21 protein-coding genes and 2 pseudogenes are annotated in these 23,949 nt (G+C 34.2%); 17 read left to right on the plus strand and 6 right to left on the minus strand.

Annotated features, from left to right (window positions below; translation table 11 throughout):
* Positions 1–2: 2 nt before the first annotated feature.
* The 11 genes and pseudogenes from OO7_RS02310 to OO7_RS02360 all read left to right on the plus strand — a co-directional run bounded on the left by OO7_RS02310 (position 3) and on the right by OO7_RS02360 (position 9,347).
* A complete protein-coding gene (locus OO7_RS02310) occupies positions 3–923 on the plus strand; it encodes a FliM/FliN family flagellar motor switch protein (RefSeq protein ID WP_008914353.1) in 921 nt (306 codons plus the stop codon).
* Between the two features lie 20 nt (positions 924–943).
* Positions 944–1,603 (plus strand): EscR/YscR/HrcR family type III secretion system export apparatus protein, encoded by a 660-nt coding sequence (locus OO7_RS02315; RefSeq protein WP_201764243.1) that lies wholly within the window; start codon positions 944–946, stop codon positions 1,601–1,603.
* 6 nt (positions 1,604–1,609) lie between these two features.
* Positions 1,610–1,882: a type III secretion system export apparatus subunit SctS gene (gene sctS, locus OO7_RS02320; RefSeq protein WP_008914355.1), complete on the plus strand. Its 273-nt coding sequence runs from the start codon at positions 1,610–1,612 to the stop codon at positions 1,880–1,882.
* The gene (gene sctT / locus OO7_RS02325) at positions 1,879–2,685 is read left to right on the plus strand and encodes a type III secretion system export apparatus subunit SctT (protein ID WP_008914356.1); all 807 of its coding nucleotides are present in this window, start codon (positions 1,879–1,881) and stop codon (positions 2,683–2,685) included. The genes sctS and sctT overlap by 4 nt, the downstream gene beginning before the upstream one ends.
* Before the next feature lie 9 nt (positions 2,686–2,694).
* Positions 2,695–3,782, plus strand: a pseudogene (locus OO7_RS02330) (EscU/YscU/HrcU family type III secretion system export apparatus switch protein).
* 127 nt (positions 3,783–3,909) lie between these two features.
* Positions 3,910–4,443 (plus strand): type III secretion system translocator chaperone SicA, encoded by a 534-nt coding sequence (gene sicA / locus OO7_RS02335; RefSeq protein ID WP_008914357.1) that lies wholly within the window; start codon positions 3,910–3,912, stop codon positions 4,441–4,443.
* A complete protein-coding gene (sctE, locus tag OO7_RS02340; RefSeq protein ID WP_008914358.1) occupies positions 4,436–6,229 on the plus strand; it encodes a type III secretion system translocon subunit SseC family protein in 1,794 nt (597 codons plus the stop codon). Before sicA ends, sctE begins: the two co-directional genes overlap by 8 nt.
* A 16-nt stretch (positions 6,230–6,245) precedes the next feature.
* The gene (locus OO7_RS16145) at positions 6,246–7,367 is read left to right on the plus strand and encodes a membrane protein (RefSeq protein WP_008914359.1); all 1,122 of its coding nucleotides are present in this window, start codon (positions 6,246–6,248) and stop codon (positions 7,365–7,367) included.
* A gap of 8 nt (positions 7,368–7,375) precedes the next feature.
* Positions 7,376–8,386 carry a hypothetical protein gene (locus OO7_RS02350; RefSeq protein ID WP_008914360.1) on the plus strand — a complete coding sequence of 337 codons (1,011 nt, stop codon included), beginning with the start codon at positions 7,376–7,378 and terminating at the stop codon, positions 8,384–8,386.
* Between the two features lie 9 nt (positions 8,387–8,395).
* The gene (locus OO7_RS16930) at positions 8,396–8,662 is read left to right on the plus strand and encodes an acyl carrier protein (protein ID WP_008914361.1); all 267 of its coding nucleotides are present in this window, start codon (positions 8,396–8,398) and stop codon (positions 8,660–8,662) included.
* Positions 8,663–8,699: 37 nt separating this feature from the next.
* Positions 8,700–9,347, plus strand: a complete 648-nt coding sequence (locus tag OO7_RS02360; protein ID WP_008914362.1) for a metalloregulator ArsR/SmtB family transcription factor — start codon at positions 8,700–8,702, stop codon at positions 9,345–9,347.
* Between the two features lie 152 nt (positions 9,348–9,499).
* Here the strand turns inward: OO7_RS02360 and OO7_RS02365 are convergent, their stop codons facing one another.
* Positions 9,500–10,312 (minus strand): hypothetical protein, encoded by an 813-nt coding sequence (locus OO7_RS02365; protein WP_008914363.1) that lies wholly within the window; start codon positions 10,310–10,312, stop codon positions 9,500–9,502.
* 196 nt (positions 10,313–10,508) lie between these two features.
* Here OO7_RS02365 and OO7_RS02370 point away from each other — a divergent pair, with 196 nt between their 5' ends.
* Positions 10,509–11,105, plus strand: coding sequence for an RBBP9/YdeN family alpha/beta hydrolase (locus tag OO7_RS02370; RefSeq protein ID WP_008914364.1), 597 nt, complete (start codon positions 10,509–10,511; stop codon positions 11,103–11,105).
* Between the two features lie 409 nt (positions 11,106–11,514).
* A complete protein-coding gene (locus OO7_RS02375; protein WP_008914365.1) occupies positions 11,515–12,444 on the plus strand; it encodes a LysR substrate-binding domain-containing protein in 930 nt (309 codons plus the stop codon).
* 44 nt (positions 12,445–12,488) lie between these two features.
* Here the strand turns inward: OO7_RS02375 and OO7_RS02380 are convergent, their stop codons facing one another.
* The 5 genes and pseudogenes from OO7_RS02380 to OO7_RS02400 form a co-directional block, all read right to left on the minus strand.
* Positions 12,489–13,322, minus strand: a complete 834-nt coding sequence (locus tag OO7_RS02380; RefSeq protein ID WP_236620667.1) for an alpha/beta hydrolase — start codon at positions 13,320–13,322, stop codon at positions 12,489–12,491.
* A 97-nt stretch (positions 13,323–13,419) separates the two neighbouring features.
* Positions 13,420–14,037: pseudogene (locus tag OO7_RS02385) on the minus strand (TonB-dependent receptor plug domain-containing protein); the annotation flags it as partial.
* Positions 14,038–14,457: 420 nt separating this feature from the next.
* Positions 14,458–14,760, minus strand: a complete 303-nt coding sequence (gene hdeA / locus OO7_RS02390) for an acid-activated periplasmic chaperone HdeA (RefSeq protein WP_008914368.1) — start codon at positions 14,758–14,760, stop codon at positions 14,458–14,460.
* 424 nt (positions 14,761–15,184) lie between these two features.
* Positions 15,185–16,210, minus strand: coding sequence for a cupin domain-containing protein (locus OO7_RS02395; protein ID WP_008914369.1), 1,026 nt, complete (start codon positions 16,208–16,210; stop codon positions 15,185–15,187).
* Between the two features lie 35 nt (positions 16,211–16,245).
* The gene (locus OO7_RS02400) at positions 16,246–17,178 is read right to left on the minus strand and encodes an AEC family transporter (protein ID WP_008914370.1); all 933 of its coding nucleotides are present in this window, start codon (positions 17,176–17,178) and stop codon (positions 16,246–16,248) included.
* Between the two features lie 1,159 nt (positions 17,179–18,337).
* Between OO7_RS02400 and OO7_RS02405 the strand changes: the two genes are divergently transcribed.
* The 4 genes from OO7_RS02405 to OO7_RS02420 are packed head-to-tail and all read left to right on the plus strand — an operon-like array spanning position 18,338 to position 23,850.
* A complete protein-coding gene (locus OO7_RS02405) occupies positions 18,338–19,048 on the plus strand; it encodes an ROK family protein (protein WP_008914371.1) in 711 nt (236 codons plus the stop codon).
* On the plus strand, positions 19,045–20,106 hold the full coding sequence (gene gnd, locus OO7_RS02410; protein WP_008914372.1) for a phosphogluconate dehydrogenase (NAD(+)-dependent, decarboxylating): 1,062 nt from the start codon (positions 19,045–19,047) through the stop codon (positions 20,104–20,106). The genes OO7_RS02405 and gnd overlap by 4 nt, the downstream gene beginning before the upstream one ends.
* Positions 20,099–21,544, plus strand: coding sequence for a glucose-6-phosphate dehydrogenase (gene zwf, locus OO7_RS02415; protein ID WP_008914373.1), 1,446 nt, complete (start codon positions 20,099–20,101; stop codon positions 21,542–21,544). The genes gnd and zwf overlap by 8 nt, the downstream gene beginning before the upstream one ends.
* Entirely contained in the window at positions 21,541–23,850 is a 2,310-nt protein-coding gene (locus OO7_RS02420) for a glycoside hydrolase family 15 protein (protein ID WP_008914374.1), read from the plus strand. Before zwf ends, OO7_RS02420 begins: the two co-directional genes overlap by 4 nt.
* Positions 23,851–23,949: the final 99 nt, after the last annotated feature.

Genomic DNA, 23,949 nt, shown 5'->3' on the forward strand with positions numbered 1-23,949 from the left:
TAATGTTAAAGATCCCAAGAGTGAGTCGGCAAAAAATTCAAGTTCAAAAGTGGCAATTATATTATCAACCTCATCTTAGTATTTCTGAATTTAAATATGACACACGTTATTTTCGATTAACTTTAATAAGTGGAGATGAAAAAGCATGTGTGCTTGTTCGTGTCAATGAATGGTGTCATTACCGTTGGCCATTGTTAGGTGATTATGCTTGGGAAGCACTTGATGATATCAATCTTATTGATTTAATGAGCTCGGAATATGATGAAGAAATATTATTTTTCGGGACGTTTAAATGCAAGTTTATTGAAGTGATTAAAGATTGCTGTTCTCAACAATATTGGTTATCGGTACAAGAAGAATATCTTGGCAAGACGTTACTTGAATCTCCAATTGAACCTCTCATTAAACAATCTATAAAAAATAAGGTGTGGAGTAACTTAGCGTTACAGATTGATTGGGTATGGGGTTACAGCATGATTAGTGCTGCGCTTTTAAATTCTATTGAATTAGGTGATGTGCTTTGTATTCAATATTTGCAGCCTCAGATATGTATTGAGAGGCGGCCAATCGCAAGGTTTCAAAAACAGCAAAAAGGTCAATTTATGATTGATGAAATGATTGATATGCCACCCGAAGATTGTGAGTCGAAATATCAAGAAGATTTTGTGGATGATGTATTAATGAATTTTGATATGAAATCCATATCAGTAAAACTGACATTTGTATTAGGGCAAAGTGAAATATCAGTTGCAGAATTAGCTGATATTCAACCGGGAATGGTGTACTCGATAGGTGAAAATAAAGAGCGTGAGGTGAAGGTGTACGCAAATAAACAGCTTATTGCACAAGGAGAGTTAGTTTATATCGGAAATGGTGAAGAATTGGGCTTAGAAATTAATCGCATGGCAAGTTTAGGTGATTGAAGAGAGTTAATATGCCTATTATCTCAAATGAGATCGCTTTATTAACACTGGTATCTTTGGCAACATTATTACCTTTTTTAATCGCGACTGGAACCTGTTATTTAAAAATATCTATTGTGTTAGTTATGGTTAGAAATGCAATGGGAGTTCAGCAAGTTCCTTCTACAATGGTATTAAATGGTATTGCTATGATGTTGGCGCTTTTTGTCATGATGCCTGTAATGCAAGATATTCATCAGCATTTACAAAAAGAGAATGTTGATTTTACAGATACAGCATCAATCGAAAATTTTGTAGAAGGTGGATTGCAACGTTATAAAATCTATTTACAGAAATATGCTGATCCACAATTAGTGGCTTTTTTTGAATCTGTGCAGCAAGAGCGTAATGAAGAACAGATTTTAGCGTTAGAAAATTCAGTAACATTATTTTCATTATTACCAGCTTATGCATTAAGTGAGATTAAGTCTGCTTTTGAAATTGGGTTTTATATTTATTTACCATTTGTTGTAATTGATTTAGTGATTTCTAGCATTCTTTTAGCGCTCGGAATGATGATGATGAGTCCTGTTACTATTTCTGTACCAGTTAAATTGATTTTATTTGTTGCGATTGATGGTTGGTCACTCATTTCCAAAGGATTAGTAATGCAATATATTGAGCTTATGCCACATGGATAAGGATTAATGGAAGAGATTATTTATAGTAGTAATAAAGCGATGATATTAATTGTGATGCTCTCGGCTATTCCCGTTATTGTGGCAACCGTTGTGGGCTTATTCGTTGGGCTAATCCAAACGGTGACTCAATTACAGGAGCAAACCTTACCTTTTGGAATTAAGTTGTTGGCAGTTTTTGGATCTTTATTCACTATTTCCGGTTGGTTATCTGACAAAGTGATGAACTACACATTAGAGGTATACACAACTGCGATACCAGCAATAGGAATGTTTGGGTGAATCAGACGATACTCACTTTTTATTCATCACTCTATTTTTCTTTACAGGAAATATTATTTACTTTAGTTATTGCGTGGGGACGAATTGCTCCTGTATTATTTTTTTTACCGTTTCTCAGTAATAAATTATTAAATAATGGAATAATTAAAAATTGTATTACAATTTATTTTATATTGGGATTGTGGCCAACAATTTCAGAGCATAAAATGCAATGGGAGATAGTGACTGTTATTGAGAGCCTTTTATATGAATTAGTGATAGGAATAGTGATTTCCTTAATGCTTGCATTACCTTTTATGATTGCAAATATTATTGTTGAAATTATCGATACTCAGCGTGGAGAAACTATTAGTAGTATTATTGATCCTACAATTGGTACAGAAGCATCTCAATTTTCTGTTTTTATCAGTTATATTATTTGTGTTGTTTTTTTATCTCAGGATGGATTGTTAGTATTAGTAAACATATTTTATAAAAGTTACCAGTTATTACCATTTGCTGTAGGGTTTTCACAATTTAATAGCTTATTACTAGGTGAATGGATTAATCAGATGGTAATTAAAGGGATTATACTTGCTATACCCATACTTATTACTTTATTTATTAGTGAAGTTGCTTTGGGGTTATATTCGCGATTTTGTCCACAGTTGAATACTTTTTCATTATCATTATCAATAAAATCAATTTCTGCATTTATTGTTTTTTTACTGTATTTTAAAAATGAGGTGCCAGTTATATTAATTAATATGATTTATCTTACGCCATTATATAATATATTTATTTTACCTAATGTTTTTTTATAAGAAAAGTAGATGGCTGAAAAAACAGAAAAACCGACTGATAAAAAAATTAAAGATTCAGCTAAAAAAGGGCAGATTTTTAAAAGTAAGGATGCCGTTACAACGATAGTTTTAATTTTTGGTTTATATATATTGACTGAGAATTGTAATTTTATTGAAATATCCATTTTAATGAAAAGGGTGTTGATTTCACCACATGATATTAATATAAATATATTACTATATGATTGTGCTATAATTTTCTTTAAAATTATCCTACCTATTCTATTTTCCTGTTTTCTGTCAGGCGCAATTATTTCACTTTTACAAAGTCGTTTCCGTTTAGCAACTGATGCAATTAAATTTGATTTGACTAAATTAAACCCGATATCAGGAATAAAAAAATATTCTCTATTAATTCATTAAAGGATTTAATTAAATCGCTCATTTACTTAATTTCTATCTTATCTTCATTGGGCTTGTTTTTTATTATATGGTGTAATGAAATTTTTTCACTATATCATGCATCGATTAATTTTGTTATTTATCAATGGATAGAACTTTGTATTACTTTTATCAAGGTTTTTTTTGGTGTTTCATTTATTATTATTTTTTTTGATATCTTTATAGATTTTTTCCTGTTCATTAAAGGGTTAAAAATGGAGAAGCAGGAAGTAAAAAAAGAATATAAAGATAATGAAGGTGATCCAAATTTAAAAAGAGCAAGAAAAAATTTACATCAGGAAATTTTATCTGAGGAAATAAAATTAAATGTTCGTAATGCAACATTTGTGATGGCAAACCCTTCACATATTGCACTACTTATTTACTATAATTCTGATATTGCACCATTGCCTTTTTTATTATTTAAAAGTCATGGTTTACAAGCAAAAATGGTTATTAAGTATGCTTACCAACAGGGTGTTCCTGTTGTTAAAGATATCCCTTTAGCTAGAAAATTATGGCGGGCATATCGTAAAGATAGCTTTATTGATGATTATGGCTTACAAAATATTATGCAAGTTATTAATTGGTTACTACAGATTGAATTACAAAAAATGGGAATAGATTTTGATGATGATTTATTAAGAACAATAGAGAAAGATAGTTTAAGTAAATAATCATAGTAGATTAATAATTTTTAATATGGATTTTTTGTATGTCGTTTTTTATAAGAAACATTTAATTAAATTATTTATGATGTGACCATAATAAATTGCATCATATCAATAATGATAAGGTTAATATATGGATAATCAAAAAGAAAAACAGAATCTTAATGATGTTGAATTATTAAATAATATAACATCTGCTCTAATTCGAGGTGCTTCATATAAAGATATTCATGGTATTTCACAAGATATGATGGATGGTATTTATTCATATGCTTATGAATTTTATCAACAAGGAAAATTAAAAGAAGCAGAGGTTTTTTTTCGTTTTTTGAGTATTTATGATTTTTATAATACTGATTATATTATGGGGTTAGCTGCAGTTTATCAATTAACTAAGCGGTTTGAAAAAGCAGTAGAATTATATGCCTTAGCATTTGTATTGGCTAAAGATGATTATAGGCCTTTGTTTCATGCTGGGCAATGCAATTTAATTTTAAAAAAAAGCAGTGCTGCTTTACATTGCTTTGAAAGTGTATACAAACATAGTTCAGATGGAGAATTAAAAGTTAAAGCTCAGATTTATTTAGATGCCTTAGAAAAAATATTGAAAAAATCGAATCTGAGCACAAAAATACATCAATATAGTATATGGATTTTAAATGGATAAAATAAATAATATTGATATTGTATCTGATAGAATTGATTTAGTTAAACTCTTTCAACAAGAGATCAATCCTATAGAAATAGGAAAAGATATCGCTAAACTCGTATTTGGTATGGAAGATGCTTGTCGTAATTTAGAGTTACATGAAGATATAAATAATAGTAATATTGACCATAAACCAAAAATTAAAATACCAGAGAGAAAATTAAGTTCAAATATCAATTTTATTTCTTCTTTATCTTCATTACGTAAAATTTTGAATGAAAGTAATATCAGCCATATACAGAGTCAATTATACAGAATAAAAGCTGAATCAGAATCATTAAATCAACAAGGAACATATTTATTAAATGAATTTGAATATTGCACTCAAAAATTACAAAATAAAGAACAGGATATTAAACTAATAAGAGATGAATATACAAATAATCAAAAGAAATTGTTATTGATGAATAATGAATTAAATAACATCAAGGAGCAGTTGGCTTTTAATTCAATTAATTTAACGGAGGAAAATAAATCATTTTTTTTATCAGAACAAATGCGATTAACATCTGATATAAATATGCTAAATGATGATTTGGCATATACTGAGAGTAAACTTGAAAGTGCTTACAATAATGTGGCTAGCTTAGCTATTGAGGCTGATGATGCCCGTATAAAGTTAAATTTATTTATAGAAAATGCCCCGCTCTCTGTCGAAATTGATGGACCGAAATGGGAAAACACCCTTGCATTATTGACAATGCTAACTGCTCAGCTGAAAAAAATGATGAATGAAGATTCTCTTCGCAGCTTAAAAGAGCAAGAAAGTGTAATGGAACAAATTAGTACCGCTTCCCGTAAAGATTCTGAAAATAAAGCTCAAGAAGCGGAGGAAGCACAACGTAAAGCTGAGGATGCAAGTAAGTCGGCCTCTTGTGCAAGTAAAACTTTAAGTTATGTTTTATTAGCGGTTTCTGTTGTTGCAACGGTGGCTTCGTTTGGTTCTGCTGCGCCATTAACAATAGCAATTGCTGCATTAGGTATTGCAATGTCAGTGACTGATATTGTTTTAGAAGAAACAGGACAAGGAAGTTTAATGCAAAAAATGGCAGGGGTGATTTCTCATGTAATGACAGATGTGTTGATTTGTTTTGGTGTCGAAGCAGAGCAAGCTAAACAGATTGCCAATATTCTTGGAATAGTTATTGCGGCGGCTGCTTTTCTTGCTATTGGCTTTTTATCAAGTTCTTCATTATTTAAAAATATGCAAAGCACAGTAACAAATATGGCTAAAACAATTTCTAACCACACTAAAAATATTATTCAAGGGGCGATTAAAGTTTTACCAAAGGCTCTTATTGTTGGGGTCGTGAAGCTATTAGCAAAAAAATCTCCGGATTTAGCTAAATTAAGTAAATTATTAGAAGGTGCTAATAAATCTCAGAAAACAACCCAATTTATTGAAAAATCAACTAAGGCACTTAAATCGCAAAAGACGCTGGCGAGCCATATTGAAGTGGGCGCTAAAGCAACGGGCATTGCCGTTTCAGTTGTGAGCTCTGCAACAAGTGGAGGGTTTCGTTTATATGCTGGCGCTAAAAATCAGGATTTAAAAACAGCACTTGCAAATATGACATTAAATAGTGACACCATTAAAGCATTAGATGAATTACTTGAAACACTGATTAAAACATTATCGGATAAATTTGAGCAGATGAATGATATTTTCACAGGAATGCTATTATCACTCAAACAAACGGATCAACAAAAGACAAATTCAATTAATTTAGGAAAGTTTGCTTAATAGGGAGATTATTAATATGGTACAGCTCACTCAATACCCGAATTTATCTATTTTTAATAATGATGTAAAGAATGTTAGTTCACATTCTTTACAAGTAAGTAGTGATGAAAATATTAATAATATCATGGTTAAACCCTTATTAAATATTGATATTGAGAATATCACTAAGACAGTCACATCACCTAAAAATGAACAACCATTTTTAAATGCACTAACAAATAGTCAAAAAATAAATCCATTATTAGTAGCATTAGACGAAGATGAATTATCTAATATCATTAATAACTTGGATTTTATGCAAGAATTGTCAACCAATAAAGTAGAGAAAAGCTTAAAAAAAATTATTGCAGATGAAAGTCATCAATCTACAAAAATGTTCTCTACTATTGCGTCATTAGATGACAATGAGTTAAAGCAACTTTCTCAAATACTTATTCCATTATTGGTCATGGGAGAAAAAACTCATGACATAATGACAGAAAGATATAATCATGATGACGTAATGTTAAGGTCTGAATCTATTGGTTCAGTAGAAAATAGCCATTTTTCTGGCATGATTAGTAATGATATTTTAGTAGAACTGAGCCATTTATTGAGTAAAGTGAGAACAATGCTTGATATCTCTGATCGTCAAATTAATGCTCAATTTTTAAAATTAAAAACTCAAATGGTTGAAAAAAATGCACAAGCGACAATTGATGAAGGGAAAATGGCTTTAAAAGGAGCATTATTAGGTTTTGTGATTTCATTTGGTATTACGGCGGCAGGTGGTTTATTACAAGCAAAGAATTTACAGCAACAGAAAAATTTAATGAATAATCAGGAGCTATCTCAAGGAGCTAATTATCATGAGTTATCAAATATCCTTAGGACTAAATCAGGAATTATAGACAGTGGAACGCGGTTGTCTGATAATTTTTCTCAGGTTGCTGTTGCTGCAAATCAAATGCAATTGAAAGAGTTAGAAGCATTAAAAATAATGGAGCAAGATGTAGGAGAAACTGCACGTTCTATTGCAGGTGATAAAGAAAAACAAATTGAGACGATGCTCGACTTAGTGAAAAGAATGTTTGAAATATTACGTAATCTTGTTGAAGGACAGCAAAGAACACTACAAGTAATTGCGACACGAGGTTAAATAGAGCAATGAAGCTCGATATTATGCAAAAATATGTTAACCATCAACTAAACACGTTACCTATTTCAGAAATAATAACGGATAAGTTATCAGAACCTCTGCATTTTGAATCAAGCATTAATTTAAATTCTGATGTGCCAAATATTCAGAAGGCTGAAATGTTATTAAACGAATTGGGCTATCATGTAGATGATATTAAATATCCATATTCTAATGATAATTTAAATTATCAGAAAATTACACAAAAAGCACGAGAGATAATACGGGAAATTAATTTATCTAAAGATAGTGTTAATAGAGTATTAAAATCGATTAATGAGCCAATAGATAATGGATGTTCACATATAGATGGTATTAAAGAATTAATATTAAATATACATTCTGATTACCAAGCTAGTTTTGGTGATGTTGTTAAAGCATCAACAAAATATATGGAAAAGATAAATACAGAATTAGGAAAAATAAGTAATTTTATTCATAGTGGTAAAGATGGAAAAGTAAAATTTAATGCTATCGATTTTGCTAAATCTTTAGATTTAGCTGTCTCTGAATATTCTGGTGTTAAGCATGATGATATGAAAAATAAACATCTAACTCTTGAGGAATATTTTGCATCTTGGGATATAAATAGAACTAATGCAACACCATTATTCTCAATTAAAGGCAAAGAGGGGGAATATGCCTTTTGGAAAAGAAAATTAGAAGGTCAAGGGTTTGCTGTTGAACAGGATAATTTCGACAGTAAAAAAATAAATATCTATCCAGATTTTAAATCTATTAAAGAAATTCTATCATCAATATTAAAAACGGATGCTTGGAATGGTAATGATATACAGCCTCAAATATTCCAAACCTTACAAACAGGGATAGATAGTCAAAAAAATATAATCAATAATAATGCTTCCCGATTATTAGAAGTATTCCGTCAAGATAATAATCATTTTGAAACGATAATTCAGTTATTAATTCAATTATTGAAAGATCTTCAGCAATATAATAATGGTTTTGTGAATATGTAGTCATTAAGTATGAAGAAGATAAATGAATGCACAGAAGATTATAAAAAATGGTTAATAGATAAAATCAATAATATTTTAACGTATTCAGCTCATGATAAATTAATATCGATGAACTCTAGGCTTATTTTAGATTTGCATATTGATTCATTAGAGATGTTAGAGCTTATTACAGCGGTTGAACAATGCACTGAAAAATCAATTAATGATGATATTTTGCTGAAATGGTATCAAGTTAAAGATATTTTAGACTATATTGTAAAAATAAAATGTAATTGAAATAAAAATAGTTATTTTATTGTATAAGGAAAAATAAATGCCAATACAGGCTTATTTATGTGAACAGCTGTTAGTTGAGTGTGCGGAGTTAGGGCGAGCATTAGGTAATTCACATAGAGTTAATATTATCCAGCATCTTGTTCAGAAAGAGTTCTCTGTTGATAGTTTAGCTAAATTATTAAAGCTAAGCATTGCTAATGCGTCTCAACATTTACAGCATTTAAAACGCGTTGGTATAGTAGAAAGTCGACGTGAAGGTAAATTAATTTACTATCGTCTTTCTAATAAACCAGTGATAAGTATATTTTTTTCATTGAAACAGCAGGTTGACTATGCCAGAAAAGAGTTTAGAGAACTCGTTAATCAAGAAAAAATTTTAGATGATGAAAATTGTTATATTTCCCATTATGAATTAATTGATGCCTTAAGAACACAATCAATTATGTTAATAGATGTAAGATCAATTGAAGAATTTAATAATGTTCATTTACCGGGGGCTGTTAATGTTCCTTTTGAGACATTTGAATATTATCTTGCTTTATTACCTAAGAATAAGGAAATAATTGTATATTGCCGTGGTGCAGAATGTTTTTTATCTAAACATATTATGATTAATTTAAGGTTAAAAGGATTTAAGGTTAGACAATATAAAGAGGGCATTAGTGCAATAAAGTTATTTCAATAATTTTATCTATCTAATAGGTTGAGTATTTAATATGGTATATTTAACCATTTTGGTTATTATTAATAATGCCTTAGTAAGGTATAACTATGAATGAGCTAATTATATAAGCTGCTTTGCTATGTTTTACTGTTCGCTAAGCAGCTTATTTTTGACTAGATAATACCTTCTTCGGTGAGAGCACTATAAAGATGTTGTACTTCTTCGGGTGTTGCTTGAATTCTTTTTAATGGAAGGTCAAGTACATAAGGAATGTTCTGTTCCGGATCATAAACAACAAAAATATAGCTTTTTCCATCTCTTTCAAAAGAAAATGGAGCTGTTTTTTTATTACCAGAATAGCTCTTTGATTTTTGTTTACCATTGAAATCAAATTTGTAGGTTGCAATAAACTGCCGATTAACATTAACTACTTTTGCTGGGATTGCTGTTAATTTGAGTGGCTTTGTGCCTACTGATAATAGCGCTTTTTTGGTTTGGCTTGTGACTATCTGAGAGCGGATAAAGATAATAATACAAGCTATAAATAATAAGATTAAAACGATAACGCTAATAAAACGGAGCTCTACATTATCTACAGCTACATCCACAGTTAATTTTGATGGATCATTTGCATCAGCGAGAGGTAATACCTCAATATCCCCAGGATTAAAGCCTAAAAAAGTAAAACTATGAGAAACGGAGTGGCCTTGATAACGTAAATCGACGTCACAATCTGTAATAACAAGCAACCTAGTTTTGCAAGAACCATCAACATATGCGTCAACAGGAATTGCATTTTGACTGATTCTATAATCATAAGCAATATTAGGAATTTGATATATAAAGAATGCTATAAAAGCTAGCATAACAAGAGTGAGTAAAGATGTACGAATTATCCCACCATCACCTTTTAAAGGCGTAAGTGTTAATTCTCTAGATGGAAAGGATTTTAATATTTTATCTGATAGTTGAATGTTATTTTGCATTAGTAAGGTATCCATTTATTAGGCTGTTAGGTGATTATAATGACATCATATGTTTCGATAATAAGATTATTACCAAAAATTAGATGAGATTGATGTACCTTAAATTTTGGTTATTATTAATATCAAAAGCTTATTTTTAGTTTTAATATAAATAAAGGTAAATTAATCATGAGATTTTTCTAAAGAGAGCAATATTATGGTAAATAATAAGTTAGATTTTGAAGTGTTAAAAGATAAAAAAATTATTATTATTCATGGGTATACTGCATCACCTGAAAAAAATTGGTTTCCTTGGTTAAAATCACAACTTGAGTTACTCGGTGCTTCCGTTATTGTACCTAAAATGCCAAATTCACAAGATCCAGACCCGGAATGTTGGTTGCAACATTTAAATGGTTACCAGATCGATTTAGATAAAAATACATTTTTTATTGGTCATAGCCTTGGCTGTGTAACATTATTACGTTTTCTTACAACTCAAGATATTAACCCATGTAAAATTGGTGGATATATATTAGTATCTGGTTTTACTAATGAACAAGAAACATTACCGGAATTAAAATCTCATACAGATGTCACACTAGATTATAATTATCTTAAGTCTATTTCAGATATTCGCATTTCTATTATTTCATTGGATGATAAAATTGTATCACCTAATTCCTCTAGAAAATTAGCTAATTTACTCGATACTGATATTCTCACTTTCGAGAATGCAGGACATTTTTTAGATAGCGAGGGGTATTATGAATTTCCAGATATATTGAAATTAGTGAAGGAAAATTTAATCTAGCTTAATAGATTAGATAATGGCAAAAATAAAATATATGATTTGACTATCTGAGATTCTGAATAAATTATCTACTCAGATAGCCATATATTAATCAATGTTTAGCTTAATATCGGGTTATTATAGTAGTTAATTTTATATTGGTTATTTTTATGTGAAATAATTTAGATATTATAGTTATTTTATTGATATGGGTAATAGTAAATAAAATAAACTATGATTATCTTTTTTAGATTGAAGATAAATATTCATTAGGTTATTTTTGATAAAAAAAGGCATTAAAAATTAATTACTCTATATTTGCTTATGTTTCTGGTAATCTAACAATAGCTATTAGAATTTTCAGGTTCAGTTAAAATTGAGTACACAGGAAATTCTTATTTGAATACATGATATTATTTAGGTTACTAGCATGAATTCTATATTTACCGAAGAAAATTTATTGACTTATACCACCGCAGTAAAGCATGCAAGTTTTAGTAAAGTTGCGGAAGAATTAGGCATTACGACTTCAGCGGTAAGTTATACAATTAAACGTTTGGAAACGTATTTAGATGTCGTATTGTTTATTCGTGATACTCGAAATATTGAACTGACAGATGCGGGTTTTTATTTTTATCGTAAAGCAACGGAACTATTGAATGACTTTTATTTAATTAAAAAGAGTATATATTCAATAGAACAAGGCATAGAATCACGATTACGTATTTGTATTAACCAACTGCTATATACGCCATATCATACAGCTAAATTGCTGCAACTTCTAAAAAAACAGTTTCCAACTTGTCAAATTACAATCACAACCGAAGTGTATAATGGCGTATGGGATTCTATGATTAATAATCAGTCCGATATTGCGATCGGCGCACCGGGAACATTAATGGATGGCGGTGGAATTGATTACGCAGAAATTGGGGCCATTCATTGGCAATTTGCTATCGCATCTTCCCATCCTTTAGCATTAGCACCAGAGCCGATATCTGAAAGCCAATTACGGCTTTATCCAAATATTATGGTTGAAGATACCGCTCTCACGATTAATAAACGTGTTGGGTGGCTACTTCATGGCCAAGAGGCAATACAGGTTCCTGATTTTATAACGAAATGCCAGTGCCATATTTTAGGGGTGGGGATCGGATTTTTGCCAGATTATATGGTTAAAGAATATGTAAAAAATGGTTTATTGGTGAGTAAGCAGATCCGTAATCCTAGACAAAATTCGCGAATGTTATTAGCAACTCAACATGCATCAACAGGATTAGTGACTCAGTGGATAAAACATGAATTTGCAGAAAATGGGCTATTAACAAACTTATACCAAGATTTATTAAGGCCCATTTAGGGTATATGGTCTTTTTGCCATAGATTAATGTATGGCTTCTCTATTTATTTAATTGTGACTTCGAGTGCTTTAGTAATTGCATCTGGAATAACTGCACCGTGATTTTTGTTTGGGTACAAGGTGAATTCACAATCTCGGCCATTATTATCTATTTTTTTACAGATTTGGCGAGCAGTGATCCAGCTAGAGCGTGTTTGATAATGTTGAATTTGCTCTTCACTCAGGCGTGATAAATCCGGTTTTTCTTCCAGCTCTCCTAATGTAATAAAAATAGGCGATGCTTTTTGCTTAGCGGTTAATTGCATCAGATTGACCATTTCACCTTTTCCCCACCAAAGTGAAGGGCTAGCGGAAACAAAAGATTGGAAAGCTGTAGGATGATTTTGGTAAGTCATTAACGTAAACAATCCCCCAAATGAATGGCCAAATAAGGTTTGTTTTTGTTTATCAAGAGGGAACTGTTGTTCGACCCAAGGGCGAATTTGTTGCTCAAGAAATTGATATAGCGCTTTGTCACCACCACCATGCTTAAATGCTTCTCCTGGCACCTGTGGTGTATAATCATGGTCACGTAGTGCTTTTGGGAAAGCTTCATCTGTAGGGTAACCAATACCAATAATAATCGGTAGTTTATCTTCGGGAATTTGTTGTATTGCTTGATTAACCACTAAAGGAAATAACCCATTCCCATCGAGCATATATAAAATAGGTCTTGGTGAGGATGTAGAAAGTGGAACGGCACTAAAAATCCGGAAAGTCCGTTTTGTTTCTGCTTGAGTATTTGTCATATCATGATGCTGAATGTCATAAAATTGACTAACGGCTTCATTTAAAACGGGGATCTTTTGAGACGGTCGAGCGAAAGCAGTCAATGTCATTGAAAGTAATAAGCCTGATAGCAAGAGTTTATTGAATATCATGATGTCATTTATATCAATATGATGGCGGATAAACATTCATTGCAGTTTAATCGCCACCGCCATAAAGTTGCATGCCAAGTTTATCCTGAATAAGAGGACCTGCCAGATAGAAGTTGCCATCTGTTGAGTTACCCGAATCACTGTTTTCTTGCAAGATAGTGCCTGCTGTCACACTGCCATGCCATTCATTAGAGACTTTTTTGGTAATAATATTGATAACACCGCCCATGGCATCAGAGCCATACAAAGAAGACATTGGGCCACGAATGACTTCGATGCGTTCGATAGCTTCAACGGGTGGCATAAATCCAGCTTCAAAACCACCACTACCATTAGGGCGAGATTCACGGCTATTTTGTCTACGACCATCGACAAGGATTAAGGTATATTCGCCGGGTAAACCACGAATATTGATATCTTGTTTGTTTGGACTACCAACAACACTGACACCTTCAACATCTTTAACGGCATCAGCTAAATCGCGAACAGGTTTATTTTGTAGCTGTTCTTTTGAAATAACAGTAATACTTGCTGGCGCATCACGTAATTGTTGAGAATATCCAGATGCGGTAACAATCATTTTGTCGGATTCTTCTTGCGCAAAAGCATTAATTGAAGAAACCGCGGCTAAAATACCTGCTGCGAGTCGCGTGTAGTTGTGAAGCGTAGACATAATTATCCCCTAGTAATAATCCACTCTATTTCGTGATACAGGACGCCAAAGGCTTTTCGCTGGAGCTCGATTTAGCGAGTGATGTAAATGCAAATCTAAATGATAGCCATAATCATCTTTGTGCGGGATATTAACATTGAAACATGAAATAGATAAATATGTGATTAACTAATTATTGTAAAAATCTGAATAAACAATAAGTTGCTAAATATGAAAGGGAGATAAAAGGGATAATAAAGCCACAATGATTATGGTATTTATATGGTTTGTTATTAATTATGACAAAATTTGTTATTAATTGAGAAATATAATCTTATTGAGATATTGCAGCTCATTTTAAATATAGGATTACATCACGATGACGTATTTAGAATAATAATGCGTAACATAATCCGTTACGCATTATATATCATTTTAAGATTACTTTGATTTTTTAACTTGTTCTACAAAGTTTGCTTTAGTATCTTTTTTGCAGGCTTCAATGACAACTGGGGTCAGTGTTTGAATGCCATCAACATCTAATACTGCATCTTCTACTTTATCTTTTTTCGTTAATAGCTCACCAAAACCAACAGCCGTTGGGTAGAAGTTATCATCGATAGCTAGGAAGTCTTCACAAGTCCACGTTGACATAGGTTTAGCATCTTTTTTCGCATCATCAGCGAATGCTGAAATACTTGTTAATGATGCAGCTATTAGACCAGCAATAAAATATTTTTTCATAGTTTCACCTTAATACATCGCTTTAAATGAATTAGTTAAACATGGTTCTAATATTGTGATACAACAACACTCTATTTCGTAAATAATCATAATTGATAGCGAGTGAAAATAATAGAGCGTAAATTGACTGTAGTTAAATGATGTGTGTTGCTGATATTTATTTGCTTATATATTTATTGGAATATACCTTATATCATAAAATTTAAAATAAATTATTTCTTAGGCCTAGATATATATTTATTTAACAAAAGATAAATTTGATACTGATTTTGGGTATTATTTAAAGTCGGTCATAAATCGACAAGAATGAAGTATTTATCGAATAAAGATTAGATAAAAAATAATAAATTAAATACAAAAAAGGGTTAAGGATATTATTTCCTTAACCCATTATTCAAATAGTAAAGTTATTTATTAATATTCACTATTTTTTTGGAACAAAAAAATGTCCTCTATTTGGTAATTTTGCTACTATTTCAGGTGGCAAGCCTAAATTAGTAATCAATACATCCGCAGGGTTTGTTGATAACCAATTAGATAGGTCATTAGATTCATAATGTGGTTGATTAAAACCAATTAAAACACGTAAAACCCCTGTGCCGGTGTTTTTAATATAATGGCCAGCTCCCATGGGAACATATCCAATATCTCCAGCAGCGTATTGGTCAATGACTGATTGCCCTTCCGCAAGGAAAACGCCCATTTCGGCATCACCTTCTAAATAGTATTGCCATTCATCGGCATTTGGATGCCAATGAAGTTCACGCATTGCATTTGGCTCAATTTCTAATACCGAGCAAGCCATTGTTTCAGCAATCGGGAACTCTTCAACTGTCACAGTTCTTTGTGTACCGCCACCAGGCACTCTACGCGGCTCTTGTGCCATTAATGGGTAACGATGTACGGTGATTAATTCACTCTCTTTTCTTTCTGTTGAAATAAAAGATTCATCATTAGGAACTGCACCTTTTGCAAAATAAGCCTCCCCTTTAGGAAGTTGACCAACCTCATCAAGTGAGATCCCTAAACTTTGGGCAACGACTTTTGCTGGGGTACTGGCGAGCCAATCTGTAATACTAAATGTATGATCTTCAGAGAAATTACCGTTATCAAACATTAAAATAAAATGGCATTCATCAGGTCCTAGTCCTTGAATGGAATGCCCCCAACCTCTAGGAAAATACCAAGTATCACCAGGATAAAATGTGTCAATAGCCCAAGAGCCATCTGGTCTTAGTAAAGTTGTACGGCAACTTCCTGAAACAACATATCCCCATTCAGCTGCATTAGCATGCCAATGAAGTTCACGCATACCTCCGGCTTCTACGCGCATAGAAACACCAGCAATACCAATGCTTGCAGGAAATTCTTTTACTGAAGCACCGCGAGTGATCCCACCGGGACCTAATCGAGGAGCTTGTTTCTCTAATTCGTATTTAAATTGTGACATAGTTATATCTCCTTAATAGAGTTATCTTTGTGTTATTACGAAAAAAGGGATTGAATGATAAAGATCCATACTGGCGCCAGTATGGCGAAGCTGATGACACAAATAATGAGAGTGGATGCGGCTTGTTGAACATAAGTTTGGAAGCGTCCTGCCATCACCATACCTGTAAATGCAGGCGGTAAAGCGGCTAATAAAACAGCTTGTTCTAGATGAGGATGAGGAATGCCAACGAGTAATCCGAGGATCAGCATTGAAGCAGGTACGAATATCATTTTGATGATGCAGTTTGATACGACTTCAATACTGAATAACAATTTATGTGCAGAGATAACTAAACCAGCAGCAAAAACAGCAACACCAGAGTTTGCATGAGCAATTAAAGAGAGCGGTTGGTTGATATACGGCGCTATCTCAGCTGGAATTTTTATGTCCAATAAGACGAGTATGAATCCCAAAATAGGCGCTAAAACAACAGGCTCTTTAATGGCTTTTATCAAGGCTGATATAGGACTTGAACCCGCTGGTGTGACAAAAAACATCCCTAACGGAATTTGTAGTACATTCACGACAAGCGCAACAACGGCAACACTCAATGCGGCTGAACTACCAAACATTGGCGCTAAAATTGCAATTCCAAGGAAACCCACGGTAGGGGCTGCTGCACTGAGGCCAGCAATGCCCGCTTCTTGTTTATTATGTTTATAAATAAACATTGCGCCAAGAAAGGCAATAATATACCAGCCTAATAAAACAATAATGGTAACAATAAAAAAACGAACATCAGAAAATAATTCTTCTCTGGTTGATTTCATGATATTCATAAATAACACTGCGGGAAGGCAAAAATTTAAAACAAGTTTATTTAATCCTTGCGCTTGATCTTGTGATAAAAAAGCTCTTTTTCCTGCAAAGAAGCCCAAAATTAGTACGAAGAATATGGATATTATATCTATAATTATTTCAGTCATAATTAAACTCCTTCTTATATCTGTTTTTTAATTTTTATTTTTATATTTGGACTTTACCTTTGATAGATAAGATGCAGGTAAGCAATGGCAATAAACACAATTAAAGTAATAAGTGTGATTACTTTTATCCAAATATAAAGTTATATTCGAATCAATTAATGGATTCTTTTTACTCTTATATTGGTTGATGTTACTCATATTAAAACCACCTTGAATTGGTTTTATTTTTACAACAATATGATTTATTTTGTTGCATTAAAAATATTTAATTTAATCAATATGTTATATTTTATTTTTATTGTTTAAATTCATTAATTGCGTATATATAATTACTTGATATTTGAGTATTGAAATTTAAAATTATAAAAATAAATAATGTGATGATGATTCACTTTAAATTTAAGTAAAAACAACTATATTTCTGGTAAGTTTTATGCAATAAATAAATGCAACAAAATAAATCATTTTGTTGCATGATGGTTGATTATTCCTGTTGATAATAACGACTTATGATGATCGCCATTAAATTTTTGTTTTTGAATAACTATATATTTCCTTTAATACCTCAAAAGAATTAGTCTTATAATATTTAAATTTACGCTTAAAATGATATTTATTATCTGTTTTTAATATTTATTTATGGATTTCTTAATTCTATAAATAATTTTTTATAAAAATGCAGATGGAAAAAAGAGGTGATTATTAATCAATAATAGAGAAACTTATTTTAAATTTTTTCGAAAAAGTTTTGTGTTAGATACAAGGTAATACGGATCATTTTGATGCTCTTTTAATGATTTTATGTATTTCTTCATTAAAAGAATAGGTACTATTTCTAAGTATTATTTGTAATATTGAAATAAGAAGTCATGCTAATTACCCCGTTAACAAAAACTATCTTTTAATGATGGTTTATGTTGACGTTAGTTAAGATTAATTTAATTAAATACATTTTTACTTCTCTAAACAATATTTATGGGTATACTTCCCGTAAGTTAAATACTATTAAAAGCAATGCTGTTTATTGATTAATTTTTATACTTTACTTTTCAACACCTAAAGGAAGAAAGTTGTTTACTTAGTTAACTATAACTAAGTTCAGGAGTTTCCTGTAATGCAACACCCATAGCCTAATATGGCAAGATGGAGATACCTTTCTATGCCTTTACCGAATAAAACATCTAGTGTTATTACTATTGCAGATGTACCTACAACAAAGTCTATTTTAGTCGTCGATATTGGTGGAACACACGTAAAGCTGTATACCGACTCCCATACTCCTGCGATTGAATTTGTTTCTGGGAATACAATGACACCAGAGCAGTTTATTCATCAAATTTATCAATCTATTGATCCCTCTCAATTTGATGGCATCAGCATTGGTTTTCCTTCGCCTATCGCGGGCAATCAAATCTTAAAAGAACCGGCAAATTTAGGTACCGGATGGGTAGGATTTGATTTAGCGAGCGCTTTTTCTTGCCCCATACGTTTAATTAATGATGCTGCAATGCAAGCCGTCGGAAGTTATGAAGGCGGCAGTATGCTGTTTTTAGGGTTAGGCACTGGATTGGGAAGTTCATTAATTGTAAATCATCAGCTACAACCGATGGAAATTGCGCATTTACCTTATCTCGATCATGACTATGAATATTATGTTAGTGAACACTATAGGGAGTCAGAAGGGAATGAGGTGTGGCGTCAAAATGTTTTAAAGATTGTAGATCATTTTTATCAAGCCTTAATGCCGGACTATATTGTTATTGGTGGTGGTAATGTTCATCAATTTACTGAATTACCAGAACATGTTAGGCGTGGGGATAACGACAAGGCCTTTATTGGCGGACTAAGAATTTGGAGAAATAACGTATGACTCAATCATCTGTAAATCAGCTTCAACTTGGTTTTATTGGACTTGGTAGAATGGGCGCAGCAATGGTACGCCGTATTCAGCAAGCTGGTATTTCATGTGTAGTTTATGACCAAAATCCTGCTATTCGCCAACAATTACCTGAAAATGTCGTGTTTAATAATTCTCTTGAAGAGATGGTAAAAAATATCAAAGCTCCGCGACACATCTGGTTAATGTTACCGGCAGCAGTAGTAGACTCGGTGATTGCTGAACTTAAACCTCTATTGGAAAAAGGAGATACCTTGATTGATGGGGGAAACTCTCACTTTACTGAAGACATTCGTCGAGCGAACGCACTCAAAGCTGAAGGTATCAACTACATGGATGTCGGGGTGAGTGGTGGAGTCTGGGGTGAAGAACGCGGTTATTGCCAGATGATTGGTGGTTCCAAAGAACATTATGATTATTTAGAACCTGTTTTCCGTGCATTAGCACCAGGAGTAGAAGCTGCGCCTCGTACGGAAGGACATCAAGGTGAGCCATCACCAGCTGAACAAGGTTATCTGCACTGTGGTCCTAGTGGAGCAGGTCATTTTGTTAAGATGGTACATAATGGCATTGAATATGGGTTGATGGCGGCTTATGCCGAAGGCTTAAATATCCTAAAACATGCTGATCAAGGGTTAAATCCTGTTGCTGCAGATGCAGAAACGGCACCTTTAGAGCATCCTGAATATTATCAATATCAATTACCCATTGGTGAAATCAGTGAGTTATGGCGACGCGGTAGTGTTGTGGGATCTTGGCTACTGGATTTAATTGCACAAGAGATGCACCAATCACCAACATTAGAAAATTACGCGGGGCGGGTTTCAGACTCAGGTGAAGGTCGTTGGACATCATCAGCAGCAATTGATTTAGGTGTTCCAGCACCTGTGTTAACTACCGCGCTATATTCACGTTTTGCTTCTCGTGATAATGATTTATTTGCTGACCAAGTGCAGTCTGCTATGCGGCATGCGTTTGGTGGACACCAAGAAAAAGCAGTCGATACCAAAAAGGGGGAAGCTAATGAGTAATCGCCTCTCTTTAGTTATTCTTGGTGCAAGTGGTGACCTGACCAAACGCCTTTTAATGCCCTCATTATTTCGCTTGCATCGATTAGGTCTGATCCCAGAGCTTAATATTATTGGTTACTCAATTGATAAATGGGATCGTGAGGCTTTTTTAAAACATATTCATGATGCATTAGCCGAATTTATTACCGATTTTAATGAAACAGAATGGCAAGCATTTAGTGAGCATTTGGATTTTGTCAGTGGCTCATTAGAAGCAGATGCTTTGCGCGCGTTAGAAAGTAAATTAACACCATCAGCTCTATTCTATTTGGCATTACCACCAACATTATTTGGACAAGCAGCGCAAGCGATAGGTCAAGCTGGACTTTCCAAAGAAAGTGGTGATAACTGGCGTCGTATCCTTATCGAAAAGCCTTTTGGAACAGATTTAGCATCGGCAAAAGCATTGCGTGAGCAAGTGCATCAATATTGGGATGAATCGCAAGTTTATCGTATTGACCATTTCCTAGGTAAAGAAGCGACACAAAATCTCATGATTTTCCGCTTTGCTAACCGTGTACTCGCACCTGTTTGGAATGCAGAACATATTGAACAAGTGCAGATTACTTATGCGGAGACCTTAGGTGTTGAAAATCGTGCTGTTTATTATGATCACTCGGGCGCAATGCGCGACATGTTGCAAAATCACTTGATGCAATTATTAACGCTTGCCGCTATTGAACCATTAGGCCGTTGGGATGGTGAAATTTTACGTGATCATAAGGTTGAAGTACTCAAATCAATTCGCCCAACTGATGATATGAATGCTGATGATTGGGCTGTTCGTGGCCAATATTGTGCTGGGCAAATCGACGGTGAAACCGTGACGGATTACTGCAATGAGCCGGGTATTCCTGTTAATACATCAACAGAAACCTTTGCTGCATTACGCCTTGAAATTGATAACTGGCGTTGGAAAGGTGTTCCTTTCTACCTGCGTAGTGGTAAGCGCTTAGCAAATAATTATGCGGAAATTGCAGTGCAATTTAAAGCTCCTGCGGGAGCATTGCCGGGGGATGTGCAGGTTGATAATAACTGGTTAGTCTTTAGGCTTGCGCCATCAATGGGCATGGATATGCACATGACAGCAAAATTGCCCGGCATGAATCTAAATACTCATGGTATTACCTTGAGCGCCCCATATTCGCAGCCGGGACAATATGAAGTTTCTGCTTATGAGCAGTTATTGATTGATGCGCTCCATGGTGAGCGTGCGCATTTCCTTCGTTTTGATGAAGTTGAATGGGCATGGAGGGTGATTGACCCTGCATTAAAAGCATGGCAGAAGGGAATGCCTGATCTTTATAAAGCGGGCACTGCTGGCCCTGATACGCAATCTCGAATTATGCGTGCAGGGCATCAATGGCGTTCACTCTTCGAATCGGAGGAGAATGAATGATAGAGCAATATGCACCCGGTGCACCCGGTAGCACTGCGACATGGACAAGCAGTGCTAAAGATATGGTGGGAACGGCAATCGGGCAAGGCCGTGTCTGGTTTACGGTTGGCTATGGTATTTTAAATGAGGTTTATTGGCCTTCATGTAGCACACCGCAAATCCGTGATTTAGGCTTTATTATTGCAGGTGATGATTTTTGGTCTGAAGTAAAACGTGTTCATCAATACATGTTAACCACGCCATCAGCCTCCTTACCTATTCCCAAAATTGTTCATCAACATGAGCGCTATCGACTTGAGTTAGAGATTATCACTGATCCGGCAAGGGATGTTTTGCTGATCCATTATCACCTCGAAGGTGAAGGATTACGTTTGTATCCTTTATTGGCTCCACACTTAGGCGGCGAAGGTGATAATAATTATGGTGCAGTCGCTGAGCAAGGATTGACAGCACAGAAAGGTGGGCAGTATTTAATTTTAGCCGCTGAAAATGGTTTTACTCGCGCAAGTGTCGGTTATGTGGGTCGTTCTGATGGTTGGCAAGATTTCAGCCAAAATGAGCATATGACTTGGGAATATCAAGAAGCGGGTCCCGGAAATATTGCGATGATGGGAGAGCTAAATCATAATTCAGGTGTACTTGCCTTAGCATTTTCTGATAGTGCGCAAGGTGCTGCAACATTAGCGCATAGTTCTCTTGCCGCAGGCTATCAGGAAGCTAAACGCCAATATACTTATCTTTGGGCTATGTGGAATGAAACCGTTAAATTCCCCGGATTAAATAAACTCCCTAAAAAGCTATCGGATGCGGTATTAACCTCAATTGTTGTTTTGAAAACCCATGAAGGGAGAACTTTTCCTGGCTCATTAGTTGCTAGTTTGAGTACGCCTTGGGGTGATACACATAAAGATCCCGGTGGTTATCATTTAGTCTGGCCTCGCGATTCTGTTGAAGTTGGTTTTGCGATGTTAGCTTGTGGTTTGATTACCGAAGTTCGGGCTATGTTGGCTTATCTTATTGCAATACAGCAGCCAGATGGTCACTGGATGCAGAATAACTTCACCGATGGCCGACCTTATTGGCAAGGAATTCAGTTAGATGAGGTAGCTCTTCCTGTTTTATTTGCGGCGAAATTGCATGAACAAGGATTATTAGGTGAAATGCAAGGCGCAGCAGCCCGTATGGCGCGTAAAGCACTAGAGTTTATCGCGCAATATGGTCCTGCAAGTCCGCAAGATCGCTGGGAAGAAAACTCAGGTATTAACCCATTCACTTTAGCCGTTTCTGTTGCTGCACTCATCGCGGGCACAAAAGCGGGCTTCTTAGAAGAAGGTGACAAACAGTATGCGCTAGATTTAGCGGATGACTGGAACGAGCGCTTAGAATCATGGGTATATGTTTCAGATACTGAACTTGATCGCGAACTCGGTATAGCGGGGCATTATATTCGCTTGAATCCTAACTGCCATTCAGCCCGTTTTGGTGATGTCATGTTGCGCAATCGCAATAATGAAGTTATTGAAACACGGGCATTGCTCGGCATGGAATATTTATACTTAGTGAGACTTGGTTTGCGCAAAGCAACAGATAAACGGATTGAAGAAACAACGCGTTTGGTTGATAAGCAACTTTGCGTCAATTTACCCGCTGGCCCTTATTATTATCGTTATAACGAAGATGGTTATGGCGAACATGAAGATGGTCGAGCATTTGATGGTAGTGGCATTGGGCGTTTATGGCCATTACTCAGTGGTGAACGTGGACATTATGCCGCAGCGCGTAAAGAAGATATAAAGCCTTATTTGAATGCCATGTTGGCTTCAGCAAGTACTGGCGGCATGTTACCTGAACAAATTTGGGATAAAGAAAGTATTCCAGAAAGAGGTTTATTAACGGGTCGACCTAGTGGTAGCGCGATGCCGCTTATTTGGGCACACGCTGAGTTGATAAAATTGATTTATGTACAAAAAACAGGTGTACCTATTGAGCAGTTAAAATCTGTTGTGCAGCGTTATAGCAAAGGTATGTTAGCGCCGCGTGCTCGTCATTGGCGTGATAACCTACCTTGTGGCAATGTTCCTGCTGATCATGAATTATGGATTGAAGCTCGGGAGCCTTTTGTTCTGCATTATGGTTATGACAACTGGCATGATGTTAAAGAACAAAGTAGCCAACCACTTGGTTTAGGTATGTATGGTGTCATGTTAGATGTCAGTCAATTAGCAGGTAAAGCACTCCAGTTTACGCGGCGATTTGATGCGACTGGTTGGGAAGGGCAAGATTGGCAGATCAATATTAAAGCGTAAGCAAATATTGCGAGGTCGTCTTGTTGATAAAAGATATTTTCAATTGATATAAATGAGAAGCGAGTTAATACTCGCTTCTCAATCAACTCACAATAATTA

Origin of the sequence: Providencia sneebia DSM 19967, assembly GCF_000314895.2 — a bacterium.
In the GTDB taxonomy this organism is placed as follows: Bacteria; Pseudomonadota; Gammaproteobacteria; order Enterobacterales; family Enterobacteriaceae; genus Providencia; species Providencia sneebia.

Coding starts and splice junctions, on each gene's coding strand:
- OO7_RS02310 (WP_008914353.1), top strand. CDS start 3: ATGTTAAAGATCCCAAGAGTGAGTCGGCAAAAAATTCAAGTTCAAAAG.
- sctS (WP_008914355.1), top strand. CDS start 1,610: ATGGAAGAGATTATTTATAGTAGTAATAAAGCGATGATATTAATTGTG.
- sicA (WP_008914357.1), top strand. CDS start 3,910: ATGGATAATCAAAAAGAAAAACAGAATCTTAATGATGTTGAATTATTA.
- sctE (WP_008914358.1), top strand. CDS start 4,436: ATGGATAAAATAAATAATATTGATATTGTATCTGATAGAATTGATTTA.
- OO7_RS16145 (WP_008914359.1), top strand. CDS start 6,246: ATGGTACAGCTCACTCAATACCCGAATTTATCTATTTTTAATAATGAT.
- OO7_RS02350 (WP_008914360.1), top strand. CDS start 7,376: ATGAAGCTCGATATTATGCAAAAATATGTTAACCATCAACTAAACACG.
- OO7_RS16930 (WP_008914361.1), top strand. CDS start 8,396: ATGAAGAAGATAAATGAATGCACAGAAGATTATAAAAAATGGTTAATA.
- OO7_RS02360 (WP_008914362.1), top strand. CDS start 8,700: ATGCCAATACAGGCTTATTTATGTGAACAGCTGTTAGTTGAGTGTGCG.
- OO7_RS02365 (WP_008914363.1), bottom strand. CDS start 10,312: ATGCAAAATAACATTCAACTATCAGATAAAATATTAAAATCCTTTCCA.
- OO7_RS02370 (WP_008914364.1), top strand. CDS start 10,509: ATGGTAAATAATAAGTTAGATTTTGAAGTGTTAAAAGATAAAAAAATT.
- OO7_RS02375 (WP_008914365.1), top strand. CDS start 11,515: ATGAATTCTATATTTACCGAAGAAAATTTATTGACTTATACCACCGCA.
- OO7_RS02380 (WP_236620667.1), bottom strand. CDS start 13,322: ATGACATTGACTGCTTTCGCTCGACCGTCTCAAAAGATCCCCGTTTTA.
- hdeA (WP_008914368.1), bottom strand. CDS start 14,760: ATGAAAAAATATTTTATTGCTGGTCTAATAGCTGCATCATTAACAAGT.
- OO7_RS02395 (WP_008914369.1), bottom strand. CDS start 16,210: ATGTCACAATTTAAATACGAATTAGAGAAACAAGCTCCTCGATTAGGT.
- OO7_RS02400 (WP_008914370.1), bottom strand. CDS start 17,178: ATGACTGAAATAATTATAGATATAATATCCATATTCTTCGTACTAATT.
- OO7_RS02405 (WP_008914371.1), top strand. CDS start 18,338: ATGCCTTTACCGAATAAAACATCTAGTGTTATTACTATTGCAGATGTA.
- gnd (WP_008914372.1), top strand. CDS start 19,045: ATGACTCAATCATCTGTAAATCAGCTTCAACTTGGTTTTATTGGACTT.
- zwf (WP_008914373.1), top strand. CDS start 20,099: ATGAGTAATCGCCTCTCTTTAGTTATTCTTGGTGCAAGTGGTGACCTG.
- OO7_RS02420 (WP_008914374.1), top strand. CDS start 21,541: ATGATAGAGCAATATGCACCCGGTGCACCCGGTAGCACTGCGACATGG.